The organism is Pseudoalteromonas phenolica, from assembly GCF_001444405.1.
GTDB classification, from domain to species: Bacteria; Pseudomonadota; Gammaproteobacteria; order Enterobacterales; family Alteromonadaceae; genus Pseudoalteromonas; species Pseudoalteromonas phenolica.
Genome location: NZ_CP013188.1, coordinates 274584 through 299568 on the forward strand (window position 1 = coordinate 274584; position 24985 = coordinate 299568).

A 24985-nucleotide genomic window follows, 5' to 3' on the forward strand; every position below is an offset into this window, starting at 1 on the left:
TATATTTATAATCTAATATATTTCAGCTGTTTATTGCTTTTGTTGTTTTCGATGCATCTAGTGATTTGAAGAATGCGAATGTAACGTAAATAGTGTGTTTATTGAAATAATTAATGTGTGGCTTATTGATTGTAATTATTTGTCACGGAGAATTAATATTCAAATAGAAGACTGAATAGTATAAATTTTGATTGTGGTCGTACCAGTTTATCTGTGATATAAAAACATTCTCATATTTGGTTTCTACATTAGGCTTTTATTATGAATTTACAGAACGTCCTTTCACAGCTAGAACGGGGACTAATTGGAATAAGGCTTCCAAGCACTTGGTGCCAAGGTCGAACGGCATTTGGTGGTGTATCTGGGGCATTACTTTTTCAAGCTGTTAAGCAAGTCGTAAAGCCAACGCGACGCATTCTTTCAATTAGTACAAACTTTATTGGGCCGCTAATAGCTGAACAACCATTTGATATTAAAGTTGAAGTCTTACGTGAAGGTAAAAGTGCTTCTCAAGTACTGGCACGCATTGAACAAGACGGCAGTACTTGTGTACTAGCACAATTTTGCTTTGGTGAATCACGCAAATCTGAATTGCTAGTAAGTAATGATGAAGCCCACCAACTAGTTTCACCTAAGGTTGAGCAGTGTATTCCGTATATTCCTAATATGACACCAGAGTTTTTTCAGCATGTTGAAATTTGCTTACAGCAAGGTGGTATGCCATTCACGGGCGCTATGACGTCACATTTAGGTGGTTGGATGCGTTTTGCCGAGCATGAAGGTTCCCAAAATGAGCTGCAATTACTGGCATTGAGCGATGCATGGCCGCCAACTATGCTGCAGATGTACCCACGTCCAGCTCCTGCAAGCACCATGAGTTGGTATATTGAGTTTTTAAAGCCGGTACAACTGGAAGAAAATCAATGGTTTGGTTTTGAAGCTGTGACACACAATAGTGCTGATGGCTATGCAATCGAAGAAGCTAAAATCTGGCATCCAGACGGAGACTTATTGGCGCTGAGTCGACAAACTGTGGCGGTGTTCGCATAATTATCGAGTAACAGGGAACTGGTTAAGCAGTTCCCTTCTTTATTTCTAATTCTTTCTAAATTGGGAACGAAAACGGTTAAAAATTGTTTATTTAGCCCAGCTTCCTAAAAATATTCAATCCAAAGCATTTTCTAAAACGTAGCTTATACTTATAAATTAAAATATTCTAAACTCTATTGGAGCCAAGAATGAATTACCCGTGGATAAGTAAAGCGAATCGAATCTTCTCTGGTGTCTTAGTTGCACAATTTTTACTTTCGCTTTTTATCGCCTTTTTCACACAAACCTGGTTTGAAGCCATTGTGATTGGTCTATTTACACTTAGCCTACCTTTAGTTTTAATCAAGAGCGCCCCGCAATCCCCAATCACCAGGTGCAGCGTCGGTGTTGCCGTACAGGTTTTTGCCGCACTACACATTCAGCAAACGATGGGCTTAACAGAGCTTCATTTTGAAATATTTGTAATGTTAGCATTCCTGAGTTTTTATCGAGACTGGAAAGTCATTTTAGCCAGTGCTGGCTTTGTTGCGATACATCATGTTTTATTTTTTGCGATGCAGGTTCAAGGCTCTAATGTTTTCATATTCGAAGAGGGACATTTACTGTTTTACATCTTGATGATCCATGCTTTATTCGCCATTGTTGAAGCCGGTGTGTTGATGTATGTAGCAAAGCACTCTCACCGGGAAGCAGTTGCTGCACATGATTTATCGTCCAGTGTTAAAACAATATTGGCAAATAATGGTAAATTTGATTTAGCCAGCTACCAGCCTAGTGATTCAAAGCAATTGGCTGATTTTAATAAGCTGATTAGTTCATTTTCAAGCTTAATAACGCAATCAAAACAGGTGTCGGACTCTGTCGCCAAGATGGCTGATGAAGTAGCAGGTTTAACTTCACAAGCACAAAACGCGAGTGAAGATAATGCCAACCAAATCAATTTAATAGCCACTGCTGCTGAAGAAATGACGGTTGCCAGTGGCAATGTATCTGGTCAGGTTGCCAGTGCAAATGATAACGCCAACGATGCTTTTATCAATACAGATAAAACAAGAGCGATTATTGAAAGTTCGGGTCAAAATATTGATGCGTTAACTCAAGAATTGGCAGACACCTCAAATACGATCAGTGAGCTTGCCAATAAATGTAATCAAATTGAAGAGGTCATGAACGCTATTAAGTCTATTTCAGATCAAACAAACCTACTGGCCTTAAACGCAGCGATAGAGTCAGCGAGAGCTGGAGAACATGGCCGTGGGTTTGCTGTTGTGGCTGACGAAGTACGCAAACTGGCGATGAAAACGCGTGAAAATGCAGAGCAAATTAGTGATATAACTGCTTCATTAACCTCAGAGGCCGCTTTGTCAGTCGAACAAATGTCTAAGTGTTTAGAGCAAGCTCAAGGTACCGTGGCGCAAGCTAATGAAGCATCAGGTATGATGGTGGGGGTGGTACAAAGTATTCAAAGTATTGTTGATAACATGGCGTCTGTTTCTAGCGCTGCAAATGAACAAACTACGGTATCAGACAGCATTTCTCAGTCTACTCAGTCACTTGCGAGTAATTCAAAGCACTTGCAAAGCTCTACGGCTGAAATGGGTCAAAAGTTTGCAAGCATGCAGCAGCAAATTACTAGCTTGAATCAGGAAATGAGTCGATTTGAAGTCTAAGTTGTTGCCAATCCTATTAATTATTTGGGCTGCAGGTTTATTGTTTGCAGTCTTATATGCAGCAAGTAATAAACCCAAATACTTCGACCCACAAAATGTATTACATCAGTCGGCGATGTCTTTATCTTTTGATACTGAATTTGTTGAAGCATTGTCAAAAGAAAAGTTAGGACTCGCAGGTAGTGTGATCCATTTTCAAGGCCGTGATTGTTTTTGTCAGACTGTCGCACAAAGTCATATTAGTTCGGTAGAAAAGCTCGCTGAAAAACAGCAGTTTAACAATATTAACGTCACGCTAGATGAACCGAGCTCACTAAAAACGTATGTGCCTTCAGTACCGGCGGTTGCGGTGATAGACATGGAAGGTAAGTTACACTATTTCGGTCCATATTCGTCTGGTATGTTTTGCACTGAGGGAGATGGATTGGTTGAGCCATTTATTAAAAAAGATCAATTCGCTAGAGCTGGTGCAACCGTGATATCTCAGAGTCAGGGGTGTTATTGCAACCTAACCTCTGTGTAGATATTTATTATTTAAGGCTTAAACTTCAGTCGATTATTATTATCTCGTGAATCTAAAATTTGCTGTTTATTAAACTGCTGAGTGTGTTTTGCTGCGCGGTCATATAAAAGCACATTAACTGTAGCAGCTAGGTTCATACAGCCAGTGGTTGGCATGTAAACGACCGCACTGGCTTTATCGACAACCTCTTGTGGCAAACTGCCATCTTCTGGGCCGAATATATACAATGCTTGCTCTGGGTGCTCAAACAAAGGCAGTGGTGTTGCGCCTTCAACGAGCTCAACACATACGATAGTGGTGTCTTGGCTAACGGCTTGAGTTAAATCTTCAACTTGCGTAAGCGGTATTTTCTCACTGACATTTTTAGTATCGGTTTGGTGCTTTGTCGCGATGGCGTAACGTTTACCACAAAAAAACACCTCATTGGCCTCATAACAGCCAGCTGCACGCATAATACCGCCAACATTCGTCGGTGATTTAGGGTTGAATAAGCCGATGGCGCAGTAAGGTGAATGTTTATCTTTCATAATGACACTAAATTGATAACTAAAACCGGCGCAGTATAAACCTTTCTGAAGATATTTTCTCTAACTTAACCTGAGCTTTGCTGAAAGCTAATAATCTGCATAATGTGATTGATTCATTAATTATGAATACTGAATAGCACTAAATCACTTAAATTTACCTCACTTTATAATTACTTATTCTTAATAGGGCGTGTTTATCTTTGAGGTATGAATTTTGTTCAAATCAAAGGCTTTCAATACACGAAATGAGCTACGAAGCATAATGGGTTATGTTAGTGGCGAATGACAAAGTAGTGGAAGCCTTTGGGTGAACTCTCTGAGCAGAGCGAGTTGGCCATTTATTCGGCGTTATCGGCTGGCTTACATAGAACAACTATGCTACGCAGCCTCTGCCTGGCCTAAATACCCAACTCACTGCTGCAAAAACAAACAGCAAAGGTCAACACGCCCTCGAGTGTTTACTTAATCTGTGTTTTTTCATTACACTTTTTTGCCAATAACGGCACTAAAAGGATATTTACTATGAAACTGAATAAAAAAAGCTGAAAAACCTAACATCTGAAAAAGTACTCGCTAATGCAGTAACACCCAATGTGGCTGGTGGTTACTTCAATTCTGATACACCTGATTGTATTCCAACAAATCGAGCAGATTGCAGAACCGGTGCTATCTCATGCTGGAATGGTAAAGATTGCGCATTTACAAATCGCTACTTTATGTGTGACTAATACATGATAGCTTTGAGGCTTAGGTAACTGAGCCTCTTTTGGTTTTAACTACTTAATTTTTTGGTTAGCATGGGGTTTTAAATTGCTCTGAGCGCCAAATGAAAAAAATAGCTGTTTTTGTCGATGTGCAAAACATTTACTACACCACTCGAGACGCATTTTCACGTCAACTCAATTACCGAAAAGTTTGGCAGTTTTTATCTGAGCAAGGCGATATTACTCTTGCAAACGCCTACGCCATAGCCCCAAACGACGACTCACAGCACAAGTTTCAAAAAGCCCTCAAACACATCGGTTTTAATGTAAAGCTTAAACCTTTTATTCAGCGTAAAGACGGCTCGGCCAAAGGTGATTGGGATGTGGGGATCACTATAGATGTGCTAGAACATGCACCAGATGTAGACGTGATCTGTTTGCTATCGGGCGACGGTGATTTTGATTTATTGATGCAAAAAGTGGCAGCTAAACATGGTATCGAAACATGGGCGATTGGGGTTGAACAACTTACAGCAAATTCATTGATTAATAGCTCAAGCAAGTTCATTCCAATCGAAAGTAAGTGGTTACTATAAGTTTCTAATAATTAGGTTAGATCTAGAGTAAAAATTCTTAACCTTACATTAAGGCGTAACAATCAAACTTCAATTGTTCATAAAAAAAGCATTGACATAATATGTCATGTTGTGCGAATTTGAGAGACAAGGATGCAGCAATCGATAAAAGCCTTGCTGCTATTTTCTTAGGATAAAGAAATTTAAGGAATCGCGAACATGGATCTCAATGAACTCGCCCTACAACTTTCTAAGCAAGAAGCCGATGGCGCTTCTTTTGAATCATTTTTCATCAATCGAACTGGTCAAGACGTGCTGCAAGTCATTGTTGATGGCAACGATGAATTACCTATTTTTGTTACTCAAACCGATGAGCAAGTTTTGTGCATTTGCTACTTGTTTGAAGAGCAAGAAGTCAAAGCTGATTTACGCGCAGAGCTAAACGACACCTTGCTGCGTTTAAACGTGCCAATGCCACTCAGTGCATTTGCGAAAATAGATAATAAAGTCGCCATTTTTGGTGCTTTGTCTACCAATTCCACTTTTGAGCAGCTAAGTCATGAAATAGTGACTTTATCAGGCAATGCCATTGATGCATTAGAAGCTGTTAGCGAATACTTTGTCGAGTAAAAGGAGAGTTAATTATGAGTATGTTAAGAAAACTATTTACAGCAGTTAAGGGTGGCGCTCGTGAAGCAGGTGAAAGCATTGTTGATGCCAATGCCATTCGCATTTTTGAACAAGAGATCCATGAAGGCAAAGAAGCCATTACCGCTGCCAAACGTAACTTAACCGAAGTTATGGCTAAAGAAATGCAGCTAACGCGCCATATCAAAACTTTAGAAGATAAGATTGCACAACATGAAGAGTTTGCTTCTCAAGCACTCGACAAAGGCGAAGAGCCATTAGCATTAGAAATTGCTGGTAAAATTGCTGAGTTTGAAGAAGAAAAGGCTGCGCAATCGCCCACTCTAAGCCAGTACCAACAGCATATTGCGTCATTGAAGCAACAGATCAAAGATGCTGAAAAGCAACTACAAGAAAATCAGCGCCAACTGAGTATTGTTAAGACCACAGAGAGTGTACAGCAAGCAACGTTAGCTGTGAGCGATACTTTGACTGCAGGTGATTCTTCAATGGCTTCGGCAAAAGAGTCTCTTGAACGAATCAAACAGCGCCAAGCTGATCGTCAAGACAGATTGGCTGCTGAAAGAGAGCTAGCCGATGAAGCGCAATCATTAGAACAGAAAATGAAAGCCGCCGGTATTGGTGAAACCAATGATAGCAGTGCCGACATTCTTGCCCGCATTAAAGCGAAAAAAAATAGTTAAATACCATGAACATCAAGAAGGATACTTGGCAAAAGCAGGAGCGTGCGGTCAGGGCAACACAGCTTGCCTTTGACCTCAGTTCAGAGGTGCAAAAACATATCAAGAAGCAGGCGATCGACGACGAGGTGACTCCCTCAGACATGATCCGCCGAATTCTTGGCCTTGAAGTCAAATCAAAAAAGACCCGACAACGTTTGAGCTTTAACTTAAGCGATGAAGAGCTAAATCAACTCGGAGTGCAGTTCGGCATTGTTGAACCGGATGAAGCGCGTAAAAAGCGCTTAATCAAGCAACAAGTGGCCGACTTGCTGATCCAATTTACAGAGCAAAATAAACAAACCTAACCTCTGAAAATTAATAAATACATAGGGAGCTTATGGAATTTTTAAACATTGCACTCACTTTCCCCACGGCCATTTTCAGTACCTTGTTACTGATAGTGATTGGCTTTTGGTCAATTGCCTTATTGGGGTTTGCCGATATCGACATGCTTGAAGGTGATGTCGATGTGGATGTAGGTGAGTCAGATACAGGCTCATTAGGATTCGGCGGCGTACCTCTGACAGTTTCATTAAGCTTAGCGATTGTAATTAGCTGGTTTTGTAGCTTCTATGCGCACAAGTTCTTTGCCTATTTATTAGGTGATGGTGTGATGTTTTATGTGCTGGGTATTGCCATGATGTTGGGCTGCTTTTTTGTCTCACTCCTTGTCACAGCCATATTAGTTAAGCCGTTGCGTAAGTTCTTTCAGAGTAAAGAGGCTGCCTCTAAGAGCGATTTTATTGGTCTGGAATGTGTCATAGCTACAGGCAAAGTCACAACAAGCTTTGGTCAGGGCAAAGTTCAAATCAATGGTACAGAGCAATTAATAGAAATTAGATGTGATGAAGATAAAGCCTTCTCACTAGGTGATATTGCAGTGTTAATTGAACACAACGATGTCGCTAATACTTACACCGTGGTTGAAAAGCCTTGGTAACACAGTTTTAAAACACAAAATTAAACACTTGGGAAAATAGACTGGATTTATATCAGTCAAGAAAACACAACTTAGGAAGAAAACATGGAATTTCTTAATAATTTAGGACCGATTTTAACAGTTGTCGGCGTTGCAATCGCGGTTATTTTTGCCGTTATTATGATTGTTGGTAAGTTCTACCGTAAGGTCGATCAGGGCCATGCGCTTATTATCAATAAAATGAAAAATGAGCCAGATGTCACTACTACAGGCGGCATTGTTTACCCGGTTATTCACAAAATGGAAGTGATGGATATTTCAACCAAGCGCATGGTGCTAGAGCGCCGTGAAAATAGCGGCTTGATCTGTAAAGACAATATTCGTGCAGACATTGCTATTACCTTCTATATTCGCGTCAACGAAAACAAAGACGATATTCTTCGCGTTGCAAAGCAAGTAGGTTGTGAGCGCGCTTCTCAGCCAGAAACGTTACAAGAACTATTCGAAGCTAAATTCTCAGAAGCCCTAAAAACAGTGGGCAAACAAATGAATTTTGAAGAGCTATTTACTCACCGTAATGAGTTCCGTGATTCAATCAAAGAAGTCATTGGTCAAGACTTATCGGGTTATACCCTTGAGGACGTTGCCATTGATTACCTTGAGCAAACCTCAATCAATAAACTAGACCCTAATAACATTCTTGATGCAGAAGGTATTCGCCGTATCACCGAAAAAACCGCAGAGCAGAATGTTAAAACTAATCAATTAAAGTGTGATGAAAAAGCACAAATCGAGATCCAAAACCAAGAAGCACTTGAGAAATCACTAGAAATTGAACGTCAAAAAGAAGATGCGCAAGCTAAACAGCAACGTGAAATCGAAACCGTGCGTGCGCGTGAAACCTCAGAAGCTGAGCGTGTAAAACAAGAAGAGCGCTTAAAAGCCGAAGAGGCAAAACTGAAAACTGACGAACAGTTAGAAATTGCAGAGCAAAATAAACAGCGTGAAATCGATATTGCTGAGCAAAACCGTTTACGTGTGCTTGCGATTGAAGAAGAAAAAGTAGCCAGAGCGCGTGAGATTGAGACGATTGAGCGCGAAAAAGAAACTTCTATCTTGCGTATTAATAAAGAAAAAGCGCTAGAAGTTGAGCAAAAAGAAATTGCTGATGTACGTCGTGATCGCGTCGCGGTTGAAAAAACCGTAGCTGAAGAGCAAGAGCGTATCAAAGATGTACAAGTTCTTGCTGCAGCTGAGCGTGAAAAAGAAGCGATTGTTATCAGAGCTCGTGCAGAAGCAGAAGAAGCGTTGGTGAAAGATATCGAGTCTGCTAAAGCCAAAGAGCAAGCGGCTGAATTTAAGGCTCGTGAGCAAGAGAAAATGGCAGAAGCTGAGCTTCGCATTGCAAACCAAAAAGCTGAATCTAAGAAGATTTTAGCCGAAGCTGAAAAAGTAGAAATTGCCGCATCAGGTCTTGCAGAAGCTGATGTTATTAAAGCGAAAGCAGAAGCAAGCGCAATTCAAGGTGAAACAGACGCAAGAGTGTTACAACAAAAGTTAGCTGCCGAGGCAGAAGGTAAACGTAACATTGGTGAATCAGAAGCTGTCGTGATGCGCCAGAAACTTGAAGCAGAAGCTGAAGGTAAGCGTGAAATTGGTCTTGCAGATGCACAAGTACAAACTGCCATGGCAGAAGCTGTCGAGAAGCAAGGTGAAGCAGAAGCAATCAACCTTGAACGTAGAATGTCAGCAGAAGCGAAAGGTCTAGAAGAGAAACTACAAGCGCTTAATGCCATGGACCAAGACGCCCGTGATTACGAGAGCTTCACGTTACAGCTGAATCAGCAAAAAGAGCTAACGCTTGCGAAACTAGACATTGAAAAAGACATTGCAGCGAACCAAGCTGAGATCTTATCTAAGACATTGGGTAATGCCGATATCAACATCATGGGTGGTGACGGCCAGTTCTTCAACCAGTTCATGAAAGCCATTACGGTGGGTAAATCAATCGATGGTTTAGTCGATGAAAGCCAAACAGTTCAAACCTTGTTTAAAGATCACTTAAACGGTGACAGAAACATCATGGATGACCTAAAAGGGGTGTTAGCGGGTGCGAACGCGTCGTCAGAAACGATGAAAAACCTTAGCATGAGCAAACTTATGCAGCAGCTTAGTAACTCATCAGAGACTGAAAAGCAGCAGTTATTAGGTATGTTAGGCGGCTCATTGTTAAACGGCAATGCCAAAGAAGTTGAAAAGCAAGACTAGCGCAGCTTAGTAGCGAGTGGTTTACCCTGAACAAAATACTATTTGTGCAAACGATGTAGGTTGGGCTAAACACCAACCTACAGACGAATAGGGTTTTAATTGTAGGTCGTCGTTTACGGCGACACATACTCAGCTACGACAACACTTCACTTGTTACACGTACTTTGCCCTTTTTGTGAGGGCAACTTCTTTAAAGATTATTAGGACAAAGAGATTATGGCAGATCCAGCAAATGAAGCTGCGCTCGAACAGGGCTCCTATGACTTAATTAAACGTAGATTGAGTAACTCAGGTACACAATTACGTTCTCTCGCCGATGATTTAAACCAACAACGCGTTGATACCTTTGGTAGTACTGAACTGAAAGTAAAAGGCCGTGCCCGTGTACGTACAGAGCACAACTGTATTCCAAGAGACATCGTCTTAATTGGCGATAAACTGATTTTTGCTTACAACGTATTCTTGGGGTTAAAGAAAAATATTCATGTGAGTGATGTCTTCACTGTTCAAAAACTGGTTGAGCAGGACGATCACTATGAAGTAGAGCCTTATCCAAGCGAAACCAAGTTCCTGACAAATCCACGATTTTTAAGAGACTTTGAAGAGCTTTACACTTACTACAAAGAAACCCGTTTACAGCATTTATTCCAACAAGCGGGCAAAGTGTTTGCTTGCTTCCAAATTGGTGAAAAGCTCACAGATGTTCGCGTATTTCGTTGGGAAATCGCAGCTGATAACACCCTTGAGTATATCGACAATCGCGGTGAGCGAGACTTACAAGATAAGCAAGACTATGACTTTGAATGGGTAAAAACCGACCGTGCCGATCACGTTGAAGGGCGTTTTGGTCATATTAACGTACTCGACAAAATTTTTGTCGAAACCACAGGTGGCGACTTAACCATTAAAGTCGAAAATAACACCGATAGTGGTGAGGGGATCTATTCAGAACCTGTTGAAGATAAAAATCAGTCATTGGCCGATTGTGAGCTTGAATACGCTCAAGTGGGTGAATTGATCTTACTTAAAGTGCAGCCGTACCGTGAAAAAGATTGGCGCTTCTTTATTTTCAATTGCCGTACTGAGGTGGTTATTCGTCAAGATGCCATTGGCGATGCCTGTATTCAATTACCAGATGACCACGGTATTATTTTTCCGGGTGGATATTATCTTCAGTCAGGTCAAACGCGCTACTTTGATGATCAAATCGAGAAACTAGAGTTTCATCGTCAGGTTAAATCACCCAACGGTGAAGACGTACTGTATGTGTTTTACGAGCCAAATGAAGGTCGTTACGCACTCTTTGCCTATAATCTAATAGAAAAGAATCTACAAAACCCAATCTACTGCCATGGTTATGGGGTGTATGACGATGGATTAACGCTGACTTTCAAAGCGGACAAAGAAGAAGCTGAGCGTGTTCACCCCATTCAAATTTGGCAAAGCCCATTTTGCTCTGTCGAATTTGCCGCAAATGCGCCAGCACCAACCAGCATACTAGGCAAAATAGGTAACCCAGACTTAGTTCGTGGTATTTCAGACTTATACTCAGTTTGCAAAGCCATCAGTGAACAAAACCCAAATATCAACCACTATGAAGCCTTAATCGCACAAGCACGCAGTGTGCTTGATAGATATCATTGGTTAGCTGATTTCGAGGCGCTCACTGCGCTTATACATGAGATTTTTGAAACCTCAGAGCAGGTGCTTGATGAATTTGAAAAAGTAAAACAAATTCAAGAAACAGCGTTAAAGTCTCTCGCTGATATAAAGCAAACTGTGGTCGACACCCTGCGCGATATTCGCCCCGATAGCTTTAAGTTAACCAGTGAATTTGTAGCTGGGTTAGACGCTTTAAAGCTATTAAAAGGCAAAATCATCAGCCTTGAAGAGGTGAAATACATTGACCTTGCTGGTTTAAAAGCTCAGCTTAAAACCGTTGATGAAAAAACCGCACAGCTCAGTCAAGCAACAGCGCAGTTTTTACAACAAGACAAGGCGCTTGTACCTTACCATAACAAGCTTGATGAGCTGACTGCTGCCTCTGAAAAAAGCGAGGCGGTGACTGAGTTAAATGGCTTTTTAGCTCAGCTAGATACGCTAAGCGAGGAGCTCGACTTACTTAACCACACCATGCTCGATTTAGACATTGAAGACAGCCGTGTTCGCACGCAAATCCTTGAAGATGTCAGCGGTGTGTATGGCCTGGTTAACCGAGCTAAGGCAAGCATTGAAATTCGCCGCAAGAGCCTAGGCTCTGTTGAAGCCAAAGCGGAGTTTTCGGCACGCTTTAAACTCTTTAGTCAGAGTATTACCAGCAGCTTAAACAATGCCAAAACCCCAGAGCAGTGTGACGAACAACTGTCGCGGTTATTAATTCAGTTAGAAGAGCTAGAATCTCACTTTAGCGAGTACGACGAATACTTAGCTGAAATCATGGCTAAGCGCGATGATGTATACGAAAGCTTTGAAGCGCATAAGCAACAGTTGATGGAAGAGCGCCAGCGTAGAGCTTTAAACATTGCTAATGCCGCTGAACGTATTTTACAAGGCGTGACTCGACGCTCGCAAAGCTTTACTGAGCTTGAACAGATCAACAGTTACTTTGCGTCAGATCCGATGATCAGCAAGCTACGCGGGTTAACCCAAGAGCTGCAAGAGATTGGCGATGAAATTAAAGCGGATGATATTTTATCTAAGCTGAAGTCATGCAAAGATCAGGGCATTCGTGCCCTTCGTGATAAACAAGACATTTATGTGCAAGGCGGCAACCTTGTAAACATAGGCAAGCACGGTTTTAGCGTTAATAAACAAGCACTTGATTTAACACTTTTGCCTCGTGACGATACCTTAATGCTGCACCTTACGGGTACTGAGTATTTTGAGCCAATTCCAGATCAAGCAACTCGTTCGCAGCTTGAAACGGGTAAAGCCTATTGGGAGCAAAACCTTGTTTCTGAAAATGCCGACGTTTATCGTGGTGAATACTTGGCCGCTCAGGTTTTGGCATGCGCCAATAAAGGTGAGCAAGGCTTAAACTTTGATGTATTGAATGAGGCGGTTCAAAAAGATGAATTGCTGACTTTGGTACAAAAATTTGCCGAGCCAAGGTATCAAGAAGGATACGAAAAGGGCATTCATGATCATGATGCGTGCGCGATTTTAACGAATCTATTAGCGCAAAAGCGGGCTTTAGATTTACTGATTTATCCGGTTGGTTCACGGATTGTTGCTCAGCTTTATGCAGTGCAACTGTCAAAACAAGCGTTTACAGCATTGCAGCAGTCAGCTAAGCAAGCGCATTTAATGCAGACCATGTTTAATGATGCCGCTTTTTATAATGCTCAAATTCAGCAATTAGCTGACGACATTAAAGCGTATTCAGAACAAATTGCGGATATTTGTGCGGTATTTAATGACTTTTCGCTGCAGTTAAGTGCGCAATATCTATTAGATGAATTAGCTAAAAAGCACACTGAAGCAAAGTTTATTGTGTCAGGTAAAGTTAAGAACTTAGCTGAGCAGTTCCAAAGCAGTGCGAAAAGCAAAGGCTTTTGGGGTGAGTTACAAAATGCTCTAAAAGCCGCAAGCAATGTGAGTGATAAAGCCAAATTATTATTCAGTTGGTTAGTGGCTTATTCGCAAAACAGCCAAGTGCAAAGCAGTAATGACCAAAACAGCACATTTAACATCAACATCGCCCTTGAAGCGGCGACTATGGTGTTGCTGAGTAATGACAAACTTGCTGGGTTTTATGCCCACGATGCCAATGTATCTGAGCAAGTAACCGGTTTAATGGGGCAGCATCGTACGATTCAAGATCAAACTTTACAACTTGATTATGCGGCATTCTTTGCCCGTACTAATGCCTATATTGAGCAGCATGTGACTGGTTTCTCTGCATTCCAATCACTTAAGAGTGATATTTTAGCGACCCAAAAAGAGCGTTTACAACTTGATGAATTTAAGCCAAAACCACTGAGTTCATTTGTTCGAAACCAGCTTATTAATAAGGTCTACTTTCCGATCATCGGTGATAACCTCGCCAAGCAAATTGGTGCCTCAGGTGGTAATAAGCGTACCGACTTAATGGGTATGTTGCTGCTCATTTCTCCACCGGGTTATGGTAAAACCACATTAATTGAATATGTGGCAAACCGTTTAGGTTTAACCTTTGTGAAAGTGAACTGTCCGTCGATAGGACATGATCAAGTATCGCTCGACCCATCGCAGGCCATTAATGCCACCGCAGCCAAAGAAATTGAAAAGATAAACCAAAGTTTTGAAATGGGTAACAATGTCATGCTGTATCTCGATGATATTCAGCATACTAATCCTGAGTTCTTACAAAAGTTTATTTCATTGTGTGATGGCTCTCGTCGTATTGATGGCGTATGGAATGGTCGCAGTAAAACCTATGATTTGCGCGGCAAGAAATTTGCGGTTGTGATGGCCGGTAACCCTTATACCGAGTCAGGTGAAAGCTTTAAGATCCCAGACATGTTGGCAAACCGTGCCGATATCTACAACTTAGGTGACACACTCAGTGGGTGTGAGCAAGAATTTGCCATGAGTTTTGTAGAAAACGCATTGACCTCGAATGCTGTGCTAGCGCCATTGGCGAACCGCAATATGGAAGACTTATATAAGCTGGTACGTATTGCCGAAGGTGAAGATATCTCGTTGAACGAGTTAGAGTACGGTTACTCACAAGCACAAGCCAACGAAATTGTCTCGGTGCTACAAAAACTACTGACCATTCGCGACACCGTATTAAAAGTGAATGCGCAGTATATTGCCTCAGCCGCTCAAGATAATGACTACCGCGTAGAGCCACCATTTAAACTGCAAGGCAGTTATCGAAACATGAATAAGATGGCCGAAAAAGTCGTTGCAGCCATGAACGATGACGAACTCGAAAATCTTATTCGTGATCACTACCGTGGCGAAGCGCAAACCCTCAGTAAAGGCAGTGAAGAAAACTTACTTAAACTGGGTACCATCCGCGGTACGTTAACGGCTGAAGAGCAATCCCGTTGGGCGCAAATTTGCGGCGACTATGAACGACTCAACAGAGCGAATGATGCAGGCAGCCCGGCGCACTTAGCTGTTGAAGAGCTAGCCAGATTAAATAACGCTATGACAGCGATTGCGGGTAACTTGAACAAAGATACGTTAAGCTTTGATTATTCAGAGGCACTAGCGCAGTTAATTGGCGCACAGCAAAACCAACAGAGTGCTGAGGTAATCAATGAAGGACTGAACGGTATTAATCAGACCTTGCAAAGCCAAGTTGCACAAAGTCAACAAAGTAGTGAGCTTACGGCTAACAAGCTGGTGGACATTGCACAGGCGTTTAATGTGATTGCTAATAAGCTGAATAAAACCCAGTTGAGTCATAACTATACTGACGTTTTCCAAGCGCTGCTTGCCAATACCGAAGGTAAACCCAAGGCGTCGGACTTACAAGCATTACAAGACGCCTTAGTGAACAGTCAGGCTCAATCTTCATCGCAGCTCAATGAAGCTTTAGCACAAGGGGTTACCTCGCTTACTCAGGGAATACAAGACCTTAAAGCGCACAATGCGGCGAGTGCTTCTGCGGAGTTTGATATTGAATTGAACACGCAATTTGATGCACTCAAGCATAGGTTGTCTCAAGCTGAAGCAGCTTTACAGGCAAACAGTAAACAGCTTAACCAACAGGCAGAGCAACAAGCCCAGCAAAGTGAGCAACAACATAGTGCGGTGTTGAGCCAACTGGTTGAAAGGCTTGAGGGGCTGCATACTCAGTTTGATACTGCACAGTCGCAACAACAAAGCAGTGAAGGTCAGTCATTAACGGCACTCACTGAGTTGCTGCAAGTGACACTGCCAAGCTTTGTTCAGCACCTTGATAAACATCAAGCGCTGGACCCAGCAATATCAAGCAAGCTTGATGGCATTCTTGCCAAACTCACTCAGCTTGAACACTTACCCAGCAAAGAAGAGGGCAGTAGTTCAAACAACCCGTATATGCTGTAATACAACACTCAGGGGCCAAGTGCCCCAGAGTTTTTACTTTTAGTTTTTTATCCAGATAGCGCAATCTAAACTGACACCTCTCTAATTTTAAGAATTATTTTTAAAAATTCACAACGTGCACAAAACAATAATTGTTTTGCCGTTTAGTCGTAATAGTTATTGCATCTCTTATAAGTGTAATGCTATCGAAATTTCTTAAGAAGAGGGTTGGGTAAATAAGCCTCTCGTTAGTTGTATTACCCTGTAGGCGCGATTTTATATCATGCAAAAAAGCGCGGGGTAAACCCGCGTTTACAGAAAATGCCTTTAGACACTAAGTCGGCATTGGTTTAACTCATTATTGAAACCCGTCATAAAGTCAGTGCTACAGTGGGACAAGAAGTGTGTGAGACTGTCAAAATATCCACTATTTAGACCTCAAAAGGCGCTAATTCGAGAGACCAAGTAGAAAATACACTTAAGATTAAAGAAGTTCTAGTCATCAGCTTATGATTCGTTGATAGTGGTTGTTGTTTGTACAGGGGGGCAGACTATTTCTTATTGCTCAATGATAGTCTGTATTGTCTTAAATATGAGCATTGCATGTTCTATCGCAGGCATCATTTAAGCGACCGCTAAAGCATACATAAAGCAGTAATTGGTTATGCTGTTTTGGTTGCAATAGTTATCGCATCACTGATAAATGCAATACTATTGAAATTGTTCCCAAGGCTAGAAATGCCTTGTAAAGAAGTCTGTCGTGTTAATTTTGTGTTTTTTGCGTTTTACTCTTGTTTCTTTATTGTTGACAGGTTTGGTTTGGTTGTTAATATTTCGCCTGTTTTTTTAATAAGGAAAAATGATGAAAAAACTAAAAATGACAACAATCAGTGCAGTGATCATTCCAGCATTAAGCTTTGCTTCTTTATCTGCGGAGGCTTCAATTTGCCCAACAAAACCAGTTATACAAGATGGCTGTACATTCCCGGCTGATAACCCAGTTGAAAAAGTTTTCCGAGCGGCAGCAAAACCATTTAGAAGCCTCTGGAAATCCCAGTGCAACACACATGATGTAAATTATCAAATTTTGGGGAAAACTAAGCAGTCGAGTGATAGTAAGCTTTATGAAGATATGCGTAGAAGGTGCGATAGTAAGTTTAATAAATACTTATTAGCACCTGCAAATCAAGTCTGTAGAGCCGCTGCTTATTCAGTATATGTTGCTTTAAAAAATACTGACTCTTCGCAATATTACAAACCAAGACAAAGAGACAGACAGCGTCATACAAATGAATATGTAAGAACGATAAGTAATGGGTTTGGGCATTGTGATATGACGCCTGAATATGCAGGCTTTTATGATCCTTCATTGCTTTCGTACATTAACTCGCGTTTCCAAAGCTTAGCGGGAAGAAAGCCAACAGCTTATGAAAGGTTTGAATTGCTTAACCTTTACAGTGTTGATAGCTCTTTGAATACTTGGAAAAGTCGCGTTTCTTCTGAGATTAATAACAATTTGAAATTTAATTCAGGACCAGAAGTCAGAGTTGTCAGTAGAAACAATCCAGAGACATTCAAGCAAGATGCTAGTTCATCCCTAAGAGCGAGAAGTTATCAATGGGATCTAAATATAGGTAATAGTAATAGTAGTGTGTTTTCTAAGACTTATATGAACATGTATGATGCGACTCATAGAATTAGCGGCACTTTAAAAGTTACTGATAGTAATGGTAATAAAGATGTAAAAATTATAAATACCACTTTCCGTTCTAAAGGGTTATGTGCACCGAACGAAAATCTTCATTGTTTATAAAGATTTTTATTTTTTAATAGCTTATCGGTAGGGACTTTCATTAAAAGTCCCTCTTTATTTTAGACTTGATTCCAACTTAGTGCGATAGTTTACTTTTCCTCAAATATAATCACTATCTTTGTTTAACAGTTTTCGTTGGTTACATTGGCAGTTAGGCAAGATTTTATATCGCGCAAAAAAAAGCGCGGGGGTGAACCCGCGCATATAGATGTTTTTAATTTATCAAACCCAACATAAAGTCGGTGCTACCGTGTTTGATTTAGCCAACTCTTAATCTCTCACTTGGCCTGTTCCATTCACTAAGTACTTTTCAGTGGTTAGTGACTCTAAGCCCATAGGACCATAGGCGTGTAGCTTAGTAGTTGCGATACCAATTTCGGCGCCTAGACCTAACTGACCGCCGTCGCTGAAGCGTGATGAGGCATTAACCATAACTACAGATGCATCAACACTGCGTTGGAACAGCGTGGCCGTTTCTTGGTTTTTGGTACAAATCACTTCTGTATGATGACTACCGAACTGATCGATGTGGTCAATTGCACCTGCAAAATCGTCTACTACGCGAATGGCAATTTCTAGCGCTAAATACTCTTCACCAAATTCGTCATCGTTTAGTACAGTGACGTCGTCAAAGTACTCTGCTGCGCGTTTACAGGCATTCACTTTCACATTGGCAGCACGCAAAATAGGGGCTACTTGATTTAAGAACTTATCGGCGATGTCTTTATGAACCACCAAGCCTTCTAGGGCATTACATACGCCAGTACGCTGAGTTTTGCCGTTTAGTAGTAGGGCTTCAGCGACGTTTAAATCCGCGTCTTTATCAACATATAAATGACACACGCCTTTAAAATGCTGGATGACAGGTACGGTACTGTTTTCAGTAACAAAGTTGATAAGACCTTCACCACCGCGTGGAATAATTAGGTCGATGTATTCTTTTTGCTGCATCAACTCCATCATTAAACCGCGATCTGGATCAGGCACCACAGTAATAAGCGCTTCAGGCAGGTTAAACTCAACTAAAATCTTGTGCATGACCTTGGCAATGGCCATTGAGCTGGCTAGCGCTTCCTTACCGCCGCGTAAGATCACGCCATTACCTGATTTAAAGCACAATGCGCCCGCATCGGCTGTAACATTTGGGCGTGCTTCATAAATCATACATACCACGCCTAAAGGAATACGCATTTTATTGATTTCGATGCCATTTGGTCGAGTGCCCATGCTGCGCATTTTTCCTACCGGGTCGTCTAACGACACGATAGTTTCGATACCTTGCGCCATGTCTTCAATGCGTGCGGGAGTAAGCGTAAGACGGTCAATCATGGCTGGGCTTAAATCGTTTTGTTTGGCATTGGCTAAATCTTCTTGGTTGGCGCTAAGAATATGATCTGTTTCAGCACGTAGCGCATTAGCCATTGCTTGCAACACTTGGTTTTTTTGCTCAGTTGTTAGTAATGCCAATACTTTTGCCGCTTTCGCCGCTTGTTTTGATAAATTTGTAATTAAGCTCATGATTGTTTTCTCTCCAGCACAGCAATGTCGTTTTTCGAAATAATAGGGCCAATACTATTTTGCATTTGGCTAGTATTTATACCATCGGTATTTTGTGTAATAAAGTTCAATAAGCAGCTGCTGTAATTACTGCTTGCTTTAGCCAAACGTTCCCCTTTGGTGTTTTTGATCAGCACGGTTTCACCTGCTGAAAACTCACCTTCTACAGAGAGGATCTCTTCACAATTGAGCTCCTCACTGTTTTGTAATCCTTCAGACTCAACGACAAGCTCGCCATGTTCGGCTGCTGTGTGTGTCATCCAGTGTTGGGCTTCTTCCATTGGATTTTTAAATGGCGTGAATAAAGTGCCCGGATTGTCGCCATCGAGTAATGCATTAAAGGTACTTTCATCAAAGCCATTGATAATATAAGTCGCAATACCATGTGATGTGGCTTTTTCAGCCGCTTCAAGCTTGGTGCGCATTCCGCCAGTACCCACGGCGCTATTTGGACCACCTGTCATGTCATAAATCGCTGATGTAATGGTATTTACTTCTTTAATCAGTTTTGCATCTGGGTTGGTTTTTGGGTTCTGGTCATATAACCCGTCAACATCAGAGCAAATAATCAAAGTGTCAGCATCCGCTGCTGCAGCGACCATTGCAGATAAATTATCGTTATCACCCACTTTTAAATGTTCAGTTGTCACTGCATCGTTTTCATTGATGATGGGTAAAATCCCCTCATCTAATAAACTAAATAGGGTCTGACGAATACTTTCGTAGCGCTCTTTGTCACGTAAATCAGCATGCGTCATAAGAAGTTGCGCTGATGGAAAGTCGAAAAAGCGATCCCATGTGGACATCATTTCCATTTGACCTGCTGCAGCCATGGCTTTTTTTATTGCGATGTTACTGCGATCTGGGTTTTTAAAATGATGCGCACCAGCGGCAACAGAGCCTGATGAAACCAATAAAACTTCAACACCTTGAGCGCGAGCTCTAACAATAAATTGAGCAATATTAAGCAGGTAACGTGCTTTACAGCCATCTTGTTGAGGCGCAATCAAGGCACTACCAACTTTTATAACTAATCTTTTTGTGTTTGTTAAACTCATTTTCTGCAAGTTCCTCTTTTCCTACCGGCGCAATAGGGCTTAGTTTTAAAGACGTGACGACACCATGATGGGCAAAACGCAGATGAGCAAATCTAGTGAGTCAAAACTCTTAGACATGAATACCCAGGTGCAGATGCACGACTTAGGTTAAATTAATAATTAAAAATTTGATTGTGATCCTCGCTGTAGCAAGGTATCGAACCGTTTTCGGCAGGCGAACCATGGTTTGGTTGAGCCGAAAAGGTCATGTCGCAATGAATAATTGCGTAACGGACTTTTTGACAAGCGGCTAACTTTTTAAATAACTCTTTAAGTTAAATTGGTTAGTGCTCAAAGAATTTGTGCTAAAAAGGTTACTGGTTTTAAACCTTTAAAGCAAGTAGTGTAATGAAAGTTTAATGTTGTTTTATTAAGATATTATATATATTTTTCTATTTTTCAGTACCTTGCATAACTTATCTTTTTTATTTATAGCGTAGATAAATAGTTTTAATACAAACTATTTTTTGTTTCTATAAAAGTTCTTTTATCAGGTACGAATTTTCAACTCATACCTGATGCTCGATTAGACTTTGATTAGGTTAAGGAAGACAAAAAGTCTTGGTGAGTAGGCATGTTTTCAACTGTTTTATCGACCAGCGTTCTCAAACTTTCCATCATGTCTTTGATTTGTTCGTCACTTAACCCATCAACAAGAGGGTGAATATCGGCTGGCGTGACACCTTGACCAAGCATCACTTGTTGCCAAGCGATTTCGGTAAATAAATCATTTGGTTCGCAGTGCACTTTGCCAGTTTGTTTAAATAGCTCAATTTTAGTTTTCAGCGTGTCGGGAACATCCATTTGCTGACACAGTCGCCAAAACGGGCTGTCAGTTCGAGCATTTAACTTGTAATGCAAGATAATAAAGTCTCGAATGCCTTCAACTTCGGTTTTGCACAAGCGGTTAAACTCATCGACTAAGGTTTGGCTAATGCCATTATGCGGAAAGAACTTGAGTAAACGCGTAGCAACACTTTGCACAAGATGAATATTGGTTGATTCTAATGGTTCTAAAAAGCCACTTGATAGACCAATACTGATGACGTTCTTATTCCAGATTTTTCTGCGACGACCTGTTCTAAATTTGATGATCCTAGGATCGTTAAGTGGTTTGCCCGGCAGATTACCCAGTAGTGTTTGTTTGGCTTCTTCGTCGCTCATGTGCTTAGAACTATACACTAAACCATTGCCTGTTCTGTGTTGCAATGGTATCTGCCACTGCCAGCCAACATGATGGGCAATAGAACGTGTGTAAGGCACAACGGTTTCTGCGTTCTCACTCGGGACTGCCATAGCGCGGTCGCAAGGTAACCAATGTGACCAATCATCATAGCCTGTGCTGAGTGTCTTTTCGATAAGTAGGGCATGCATGCCGGTACAGTCTATAAATAAGTCGCCGCTAAGCTGTGTATCGTTATCTAGTAACAAGCCTTCGATAAAACCCGTTTCGTGGTTTTGATTTACTTGTTTCACCGTGCCGATGACATGTTTAACCCCTTGCTGCTTACCGTGTTCAGTTAAAAACTTGGCGTATAATCCCGCATCAAAATGATAGGCGTAGGCAATGCCTGGCAGATTAGTGTTTGGGAGGTGTTTGAGCTTTTGGAATTTGTTGTGCTTAGCTGCTTGGTAATTAAGTGAGAAATCCCAATAAGTGAGGTTATCAACTTGATCATTTTTATTCTGCTGTTTTAGCCAGAAGTGATTAAAGTCACAAAACGGGAAGTTTTTTCCTATGCTACCAAAGGCATGCATATAGTGATGGTTAGGTTTCAGCCAATTCTCGAACTGAATACCAAGCTTAATCGTGGCTTTAGACGCTTGCATAAAATCGAGCTCATTCACACCAATGGCTTGGTTGAATTGCATAATCGGTGGGATAGTTGCTTCGCCAACACCAACAGTCGGGATGTCTTCTGACTCAAGTAAAGTCACATTAATGCTTTTACCTAGCACTCTGGCGAGTAAGTTGGCTGTCATCCAGCCTGCTGTGCCACCACCAACGATGACGACATTATTAATCTTGTTTTGCATAATTTACTCCCAAAAAAGCCCTTGGATTTTCATCGCAAGGGCTATCATAACTAACTTAGCTTTATCACGCTCGTTTAGAACTTATATGCAAAGCCTAACGAGTAGTTACGGCCGTAATCTTGGTAATCACGCACCTGTAACGCATTGTCACCGCTTAGCGTAGTGAATGGTTCTTCAGTTAGGTTGTAACCTTGTAGGAATACAGATAGGCCTTCAAGATCTTTGAAGCCACCTTCGCCAAAGTCATAACCAATTTGCGCATCCCAAATTGTTTCACCTTCGATGTCTACTTGTGTCGCTGTGAAACCGATACCATTCACGTCGCCTTTGAAGTCATCACGCTTACGCATGCTGGCACGTGCAGAGAAACCATGGTTTTCGTAGTAGAAAGTGAATGTAGAAATACTTTCTGAGAGACCAGGGATCTTGTATTCAGCACCTTCAGGGTTTTTAAGGTCTGATTTAACGCCTGTGTAGCTTGCGATAAGACCAAAACCGTCTAATGCATCAGAAAATACATTTAGAGGTAATGTACCTGATAGCTCATAACCCCAAAGTGTACCTTCACCACCATTGACTTTACCGCTGCCTGTACCATTTGGATTTGCAGGAATAGCGCCAGTTGCTGGATCTGCAACACCAGTCATATCAACGGCATATTGGCCATCGAAGTGCCAGTTAGTGATGTCTTTATGGAATAGTGCAACTGCAAAGTAACCTTCGCTACTGAAGTAGTTTTCATAAGTGAAATCAAGGCCAAATGCCTCTTTTGGCTCAAGCTCTGGGTTACCACCGCCGATTGACCAGTTGTTACCATTAGAATCAGGTTGCTGATTGTATGTTGCACTGAATGATGCATTCATTTCATCAAGACGTGCTCGAGAAATGGTTTTCGCTGCACCAAAACGTACTGATTGGTCGTCGTCTAGCTTTAACGTTAAGTTTAAACTTGGTAGAAGGTGATTGTAATCATGGCTGATGTCAGTAGGTGAAGTAACTACTTTACCGTCAACTGTGTTAAACGCATTACCTTTAGAAGACTGCTCAGAGCGCACATAACGTAAGCCCATGTTACCACTTAATGGCATGTCAGCTATTTCTGTATCGATATCCGCTTTTACGAATAAAGAAGTGACCTTCTCGCGAACAGTCCAAGACTTAGTTGCGTGAGATGAATTAGTTAAGCTTTCTTGCAAGCCATAGTAATAGCCGTCACGAACAAGGCCGTTTACGTCATAAGCAATCATTTCGCCCATGCCAATGAAATCTAGGTTAGCTGTACCCAGACGATATTGCTCTGGCACCACCATCATACCTGTATTACTAGGGTAGCTGAAGCTTGAAAGTGTTAAGAAGTAACCTTCTGATAATTTTGCCTTCTCACGGTCACGGTATGAAATACCAGCAGAAACCGAAGAGATAAAGTCATTCTCGATTGCTTGAGTTGCTGCAAATTTCAGAGATTTAAGTTCGTCTTCTACTTCAGGTGTATTAATGAAACCATCTTGTAGTTGGTTTTCAAAATCAGTACCTGTTACGTTGAACGCATCATTTAACGCGCCACTCCAACCCCAGCTTAAAGGACCGCCTAATTGAATCAGGTCGTAATCAGCATAGTTAAGGTTGTGGTTAAATTTCGCGCCAGTATTACCACCGTCAAGTGTATAGCTTAGTGTGTCAGCTTCACCACGGTCATTGCCTCGGCCTGTACCGGCGTAACTTTCAATACCGATGATTTTCTTTTCAACTTTTGAATAGCTGACGTCAAAGTCTAGCGTTAGGTCTGTATTTACATCCCATTTTGTGTTGAAGCCTAATGACTTCATCTCTGCATCACGTTCGTTGTAGTCGTTACGCACTACAACACGCTGGCCCGTAGTTGTGCCAGAAGTAATAAAGCCTGACGCATCATCTACTGAATTTGCGCTTACTGTACCTTGGCCCCATGCAAATGGAATTTCAATACCACGCAGGCGCTGTTTATCTAAGAAATCTACATATAGCGCATCGAAGGTCATACGTACGTCATCACGCGGTGCCGCTTCTAGTACAAACATCATTGAATCACGCTCAAGCTCTGAAGAACGAACATATGGTTTAGCACCACCTAAGATAGAGTACTTTTTACCATCTTGTTCAAACTCAGGGTAACCCCATGCATTCCAACGCTTTTCTTGGTTTGGAGAGCTCATGGTGTTAAGTGCAAATGCCACACCGATCGTGTCATCAGCGAATTTGTCTAGGTAGAAGAAGGTTGCTTTATGACCCTTGTCTTCACCATCTGGATTTAGTTTTTCGAAACTGGTTTTTTCGATAACGCCATTAACTTGGATAATACGACCGTCTTGGTCTAATGGCTTGATTGTTTGTAGGTTAACTGTACCTGCAATACCTTCACCTTCGATGCTTGCATCTGGTGTTTTATAAACGGTTACGCCACTCATAATTTCAGATGGATAAAGGTCGAATTCAGCGCCACGGTTGTCGCTGATCGAAACCTGTTCACGGCCGTTTAGTGTTGTGCCGCTTTCATTTTCACCGAAACCACGGATTGAGATCTTACTTGCACGGCCATCTAAACGCTGTGTAGCAAGACCTGGCAGGCGAGATAAAGATTCTGCGATTGAAGAGTCTGGTAGTTTACCGATGTCTTCAGCTGAGATGGTTTCAACTACGCTGGTAGAAAAACGTTTAGCGTTGATTGATTCAACTAGCGAGCGGCGGAAGCCTTTTACTTCTATAACTTCAACGTCTTTTTGTGCTTTTTGCTCAGCATCTTGCGCAACTGCAAACATTGGAGCACTCATCGCAGCAAAGCCGCTTGCTAAAAGTGCCAAGGTCACTTTGCTTGGTTTTAGTTTTTGCATTTGTT

General features: G+C 41.5%; 16 protein-coding genes. 11 read left to right on the forward strand and 5 right to left on the reverse strand.

All coding sequences use genetic code 11. The features are described 5' to 3' along the window. Positions 1 to 261 precede the first annotated feature (261 nt). From PP2015_RS18465 to PP2015_RS18475, 3 genes are all read left to right on the forward strand, one after another. The gene (locus tag PP2015_RS18465; protein ID WP_058031975.1) at positions 262 to 1050 is read left to right on the forward strand and encodes a thioesterase family protein; all 789 of its coding nucleotides are present in this window, start codon (positions 262 to 264) and stop codon (positions 1048 to 1050) included. 188 nt (positions 1051 to 1238) lie between these two features. Beyond that, complete coding sequence (locus PP2015_RS18470; protein WP_058031976.1) at positions 1239 to 2720, forward strand: methyl-accepting chemotaxis protein; 1482 nt, start codon at positions 1239 to 1241, stop codon at positions 2718 to 2720. Next, entirely contained in the window at positions 2710 to 3243 is a 534-nt protein-coding gene (locus tag PP2015_RS18475) for a DUF6436 domain-containing protein (protein ID WP_058031977.1), read from the forward strand. The genes PP2015_RS18470 and PP2015_RS18475 overlap by 11 nt, the downstream gene beginning before the upstream one ends. Positions 3244 to 3254: 11 nt before the next feature. On the opposite strand, the gene PP2015_RS18480 is transcribed toward PP2015_RS18475, so the two are convergent. Further along, positions 3255 to 3770 carry an RNA methyltransferase gene (locus tag PP2015_RS18480; protein ID WP_058031978.1) on the reverse strand — a complete coding sequence of 172 codons (516 nt, stop codon included), beginning with the start codon at positions 3768 to 3770 and terminating at the stop codon, positions 3255 to 3257. Positions 3771 to 4596: 826 nt separating this feature from the next. Here PP2015_RS18480 and PP2015_RS18485 point away from each other — a divergent pair. The 8 genes from PP2015_RS18485 to PP2015_RS18520 all read left to right on the forward strand — a co-directional run bounded on the left by PP2015_RS18485 (position 4597) and on the right by PP2015_RS18520 (position 17422). Then, entirely contained in the window at positions 4597 to 5070 is a 474-nt protein-coding gene (locus PP2015_RS18485) for an NYN domain-containing protein (protein WP_058031979.1), read from the forward strand. A 198-nt stretch (positions 5071 to 5268) separates the two neighbouring features. After that, positions 5269 to 5679: a YjfI family protein gene (locus PP2015_RS18490; RefSeq protein WP_058031980.1), complete on the forward strand. Its 411-nt coding sequence runs from the start codon at positions 5269 to 5271 to the stop codon at positions 5677 to 5679. A 14-nt stretch (positions 5680 to 5693) separates the two neighbouring features. After that, the gene (locus PP2015_RS18495; RefSeq protein WP_058031981.1) at positions 5694 to 6380 is read left to right on the forward strand and encodes a PspA/IM30 family protein; all 687 of its coding nucleotides are present in this window, start codon (positions 5694 to 5696) and stop codon (positions 6378 to 6380) included. A 5-nt stretch (positions 6381 to 6385) separates the two neighbouring features. Further along, positions 6386 to 6724, forward strand: coding sequence for a hypothetical protein (locus PP2015_RS18500; RefSeq protein WP_058031982.1), 339 nt, complete (start codon positions 6386 to 6388; stop codon positions 6722 to 6724). Between the two features lie 32 nt (positions 6725 to 6756). Further along, the gene (locus tag PP2015_RS18505; RefSeq protein WP_058031983.1) at positions 6757 to 7359 is read left to right on the forward strand and encodes a hypothetical protein; all 603 of its coding nucleotides are present in this window, start codon (positions 6757 to 6759) and stop codon (positions 7357 to 7359) included. Between the two features lie 84 nt (positions 7360 to 7443). Further along, a complete protein-coding gene (locus PP2015_RS18510) occupies positions 7444 to 9606 on the forward strand; it encodes a flotillin family protein (RefSeq protein ID WP_058031984.1) in 2163 nt (720 codons plus the stop codon). A 216-nt stretch (positions 9607 to 9822) separates the two neighbouring features. Then, positions 9823 to 15630, forward strand: coding sequence for a DNA repair ATPase (locus tag PP2015_RS18515; protein ID WP_083496678.1), 5808 nt, complete (start codon positions 9823 to 9825; stop codon positions 15628 to 15630). A gap of 838 nt (positions 15631 to 16468) precedes the next feature. Further along, complete coding sequence (locus PP2015_RS18520; protein WP_153188114.1) at positions 16469 to 17422, forward strand: hypothetical protein; 954 nt, start codon at positions 16469 to 16471, stop codon at positions 17420 to 17422. 270 nt (positions 17423 to 17692) lie between these two features. Here PP2015_RS18520 and PP2015_RS18525 read toward each other — a convergent pair whose 3' ends face one another. From PP2015_RS18525 to PP2015_RS18540, 4 genes are all read right to left on the reverse strand, one after another. Further along, positions 17693 to 18940 carry a glutamate-5-semialdehyde dehydrogenase gene (locus tag PP2015_RS18525; RefSeq protein WP_058031986.1) on the reverse strand — a complete coding sequence of 416 codons (1248 nt, stop codon included), beginning with the start codon at positions 18938 to 18940 and terminating at the stop codon, positions 17693 to 17695. Further along, a complete protein-coding gene (proB, locus tag PP2015_RS18530) occupies positions 18937 to 20037 on the reverse strand; it encodes a glutamate 5-kinase (protein WP_058031987.1) in 1101 nt (366 codons plus the stop codon). The genes PP2015_RS18525 and proB overlap by 4 nt, the downstream gene beginning before the upstream one ends. 576 nt (positions 20038 to 20613) lie before the next feature. After that, the gene (locus PP2015_RS18535; protein ID WP_058031988.1) at positions 20614 to 22113 is read right to left on the reverse strand and encodes a tryptophan halogenase family protein; all 1500 of its coding nucleotides are present in this window, start codon (positions 22111 to 22113) and stop codon (positions 20614 to 20616) included. 74 nt (positions 22114 to 22187) lie between these two features. Then, the gene (locus tag PP2015_RS18540; protein ID WP_058032552.1) at positions 22188 to 24980 is read right to left on the reverse strand and encodes a TonB-dependent receptor; all 2793 of its coding nucleotides are present in this window, start codon (positions 24978 to 24980) and stop codon (positions 22188 to 22190) included. Positions 24981 to 24985: the final 5 nt, after the last annotated feature.

What these genes read in the sequence shown, in the direction of transcription:
- PP2015_RS18465 (WP_058031975.1), top strand. Translation starts at nt 262, where the DNA reads ATGAATTTACAGAACGTCCTTTCACAGCTAGAACGGGGACTAATTGGA.
- PP2015_RS18470 (WP_058031976.1), top strand. Translation starts at nt 1,239, where the DNA reads ATGAATTACCCGTGGATAAGTAAAGCGAATCGAATCTTCTCTGGTGTC.
- PP2015_RS18480 (WP_058031978.1), bottom strand. Translation starts at nt 3,770, where the DNA reads ATGAAAGATAAACATTCACCTTACTGCGCCATCGGCTTATTCAACCCT.
- PP2015_RS18485 (WP_058031979.1), top strand. Translation starts at nt 4,597, where the DNA reads ATGAAAAAAATAGCTGTTTTTGTCGATGTGCAAAACATTTACTACACC.
- PP2015_RS18490 (WP_058031980.1), top strand. Translation starts at nt 5,269, where the DNA reads ATGGATCTCAATGAACTCGCCCTACAACTTTCTAAGCAAGAAGCCGAT.
- PP2015_RS18495 (WP_058031981.1), top strand. Translation starts at nt 5,694, where the DNA reads ATGAGTATGTTAAGAAAACTATTTACAGCAGTTAAGGGTGGCGCTCGT.
- PP2015_RS18500 (WP_058031982.1), top strand. Translation starts at nt 6,386, where the DNA reads ATGAACATCAAGAAGGATACTTGGCAAAAGCAGGAGCGTGCGGTCAGG.
- PP2015_RS18505 (WP_058031983.1), top strand. Translation starts at nt 6,757, where the DNA reads ATGGAATTTTTAAACATTGCACTCACTTTCCCCACGGCCATTTTCAGT.
- PP2015_RS18510 (WP_058031984.1), top strand. Translation starts at nt 7,444, where the DNA reads ATGGAATTTCTTAATAATTTAGGACCGATTTTAACAGTTGTCGGCGTT.
- PP2015_RS18515 (WP_083496678.1), top strand. Translation starts at nt 9,823, where the DNA reads ATGGCAGATCCAGCAAATGAAGCTGCGCTCGAACAGGGCTCCTATGAC.
- PP2015_RS18520 (WP_153188114.1), top strand. Translation starts at nt 16,469, where the DNA reads ATGATGAAAAAACTAAAAATGACAACAATCAGTGCAGTGATCATTCCA.
- PP2015_RS18525 (WP_058031986.1), bottom strand. Translation starts at nt 18,940, where the DNA reads ATGAGCTTAATTACAAATTTATCAAAACAAGCGGCGAAAGCGGCAAAA.
- proB (WP_058031987.1), bottom strand. Translation starts at nt 20,037, where the DNA reads ATGAGTTTAACAAACACAAAAAGATTAGTTATAAAAGTTGGTAGTGCC.
- PP2015_RS18535 (WP_058031988.1), bottom strand. Translation starts at nt 22,113, where the DNA reads ATGCAAAACAAGATTAATAATGTCGTCATCGTTGGTGGTGGCACAGCA.
- PP2015_RS18540 (WP_058032552.1), bottom strand. Translation starts at nt 24,980, where the DNA reads ATGCAAAAACTAAAACCAAGCAAAGTGACCTTGGCACTTTTAGCAAGC.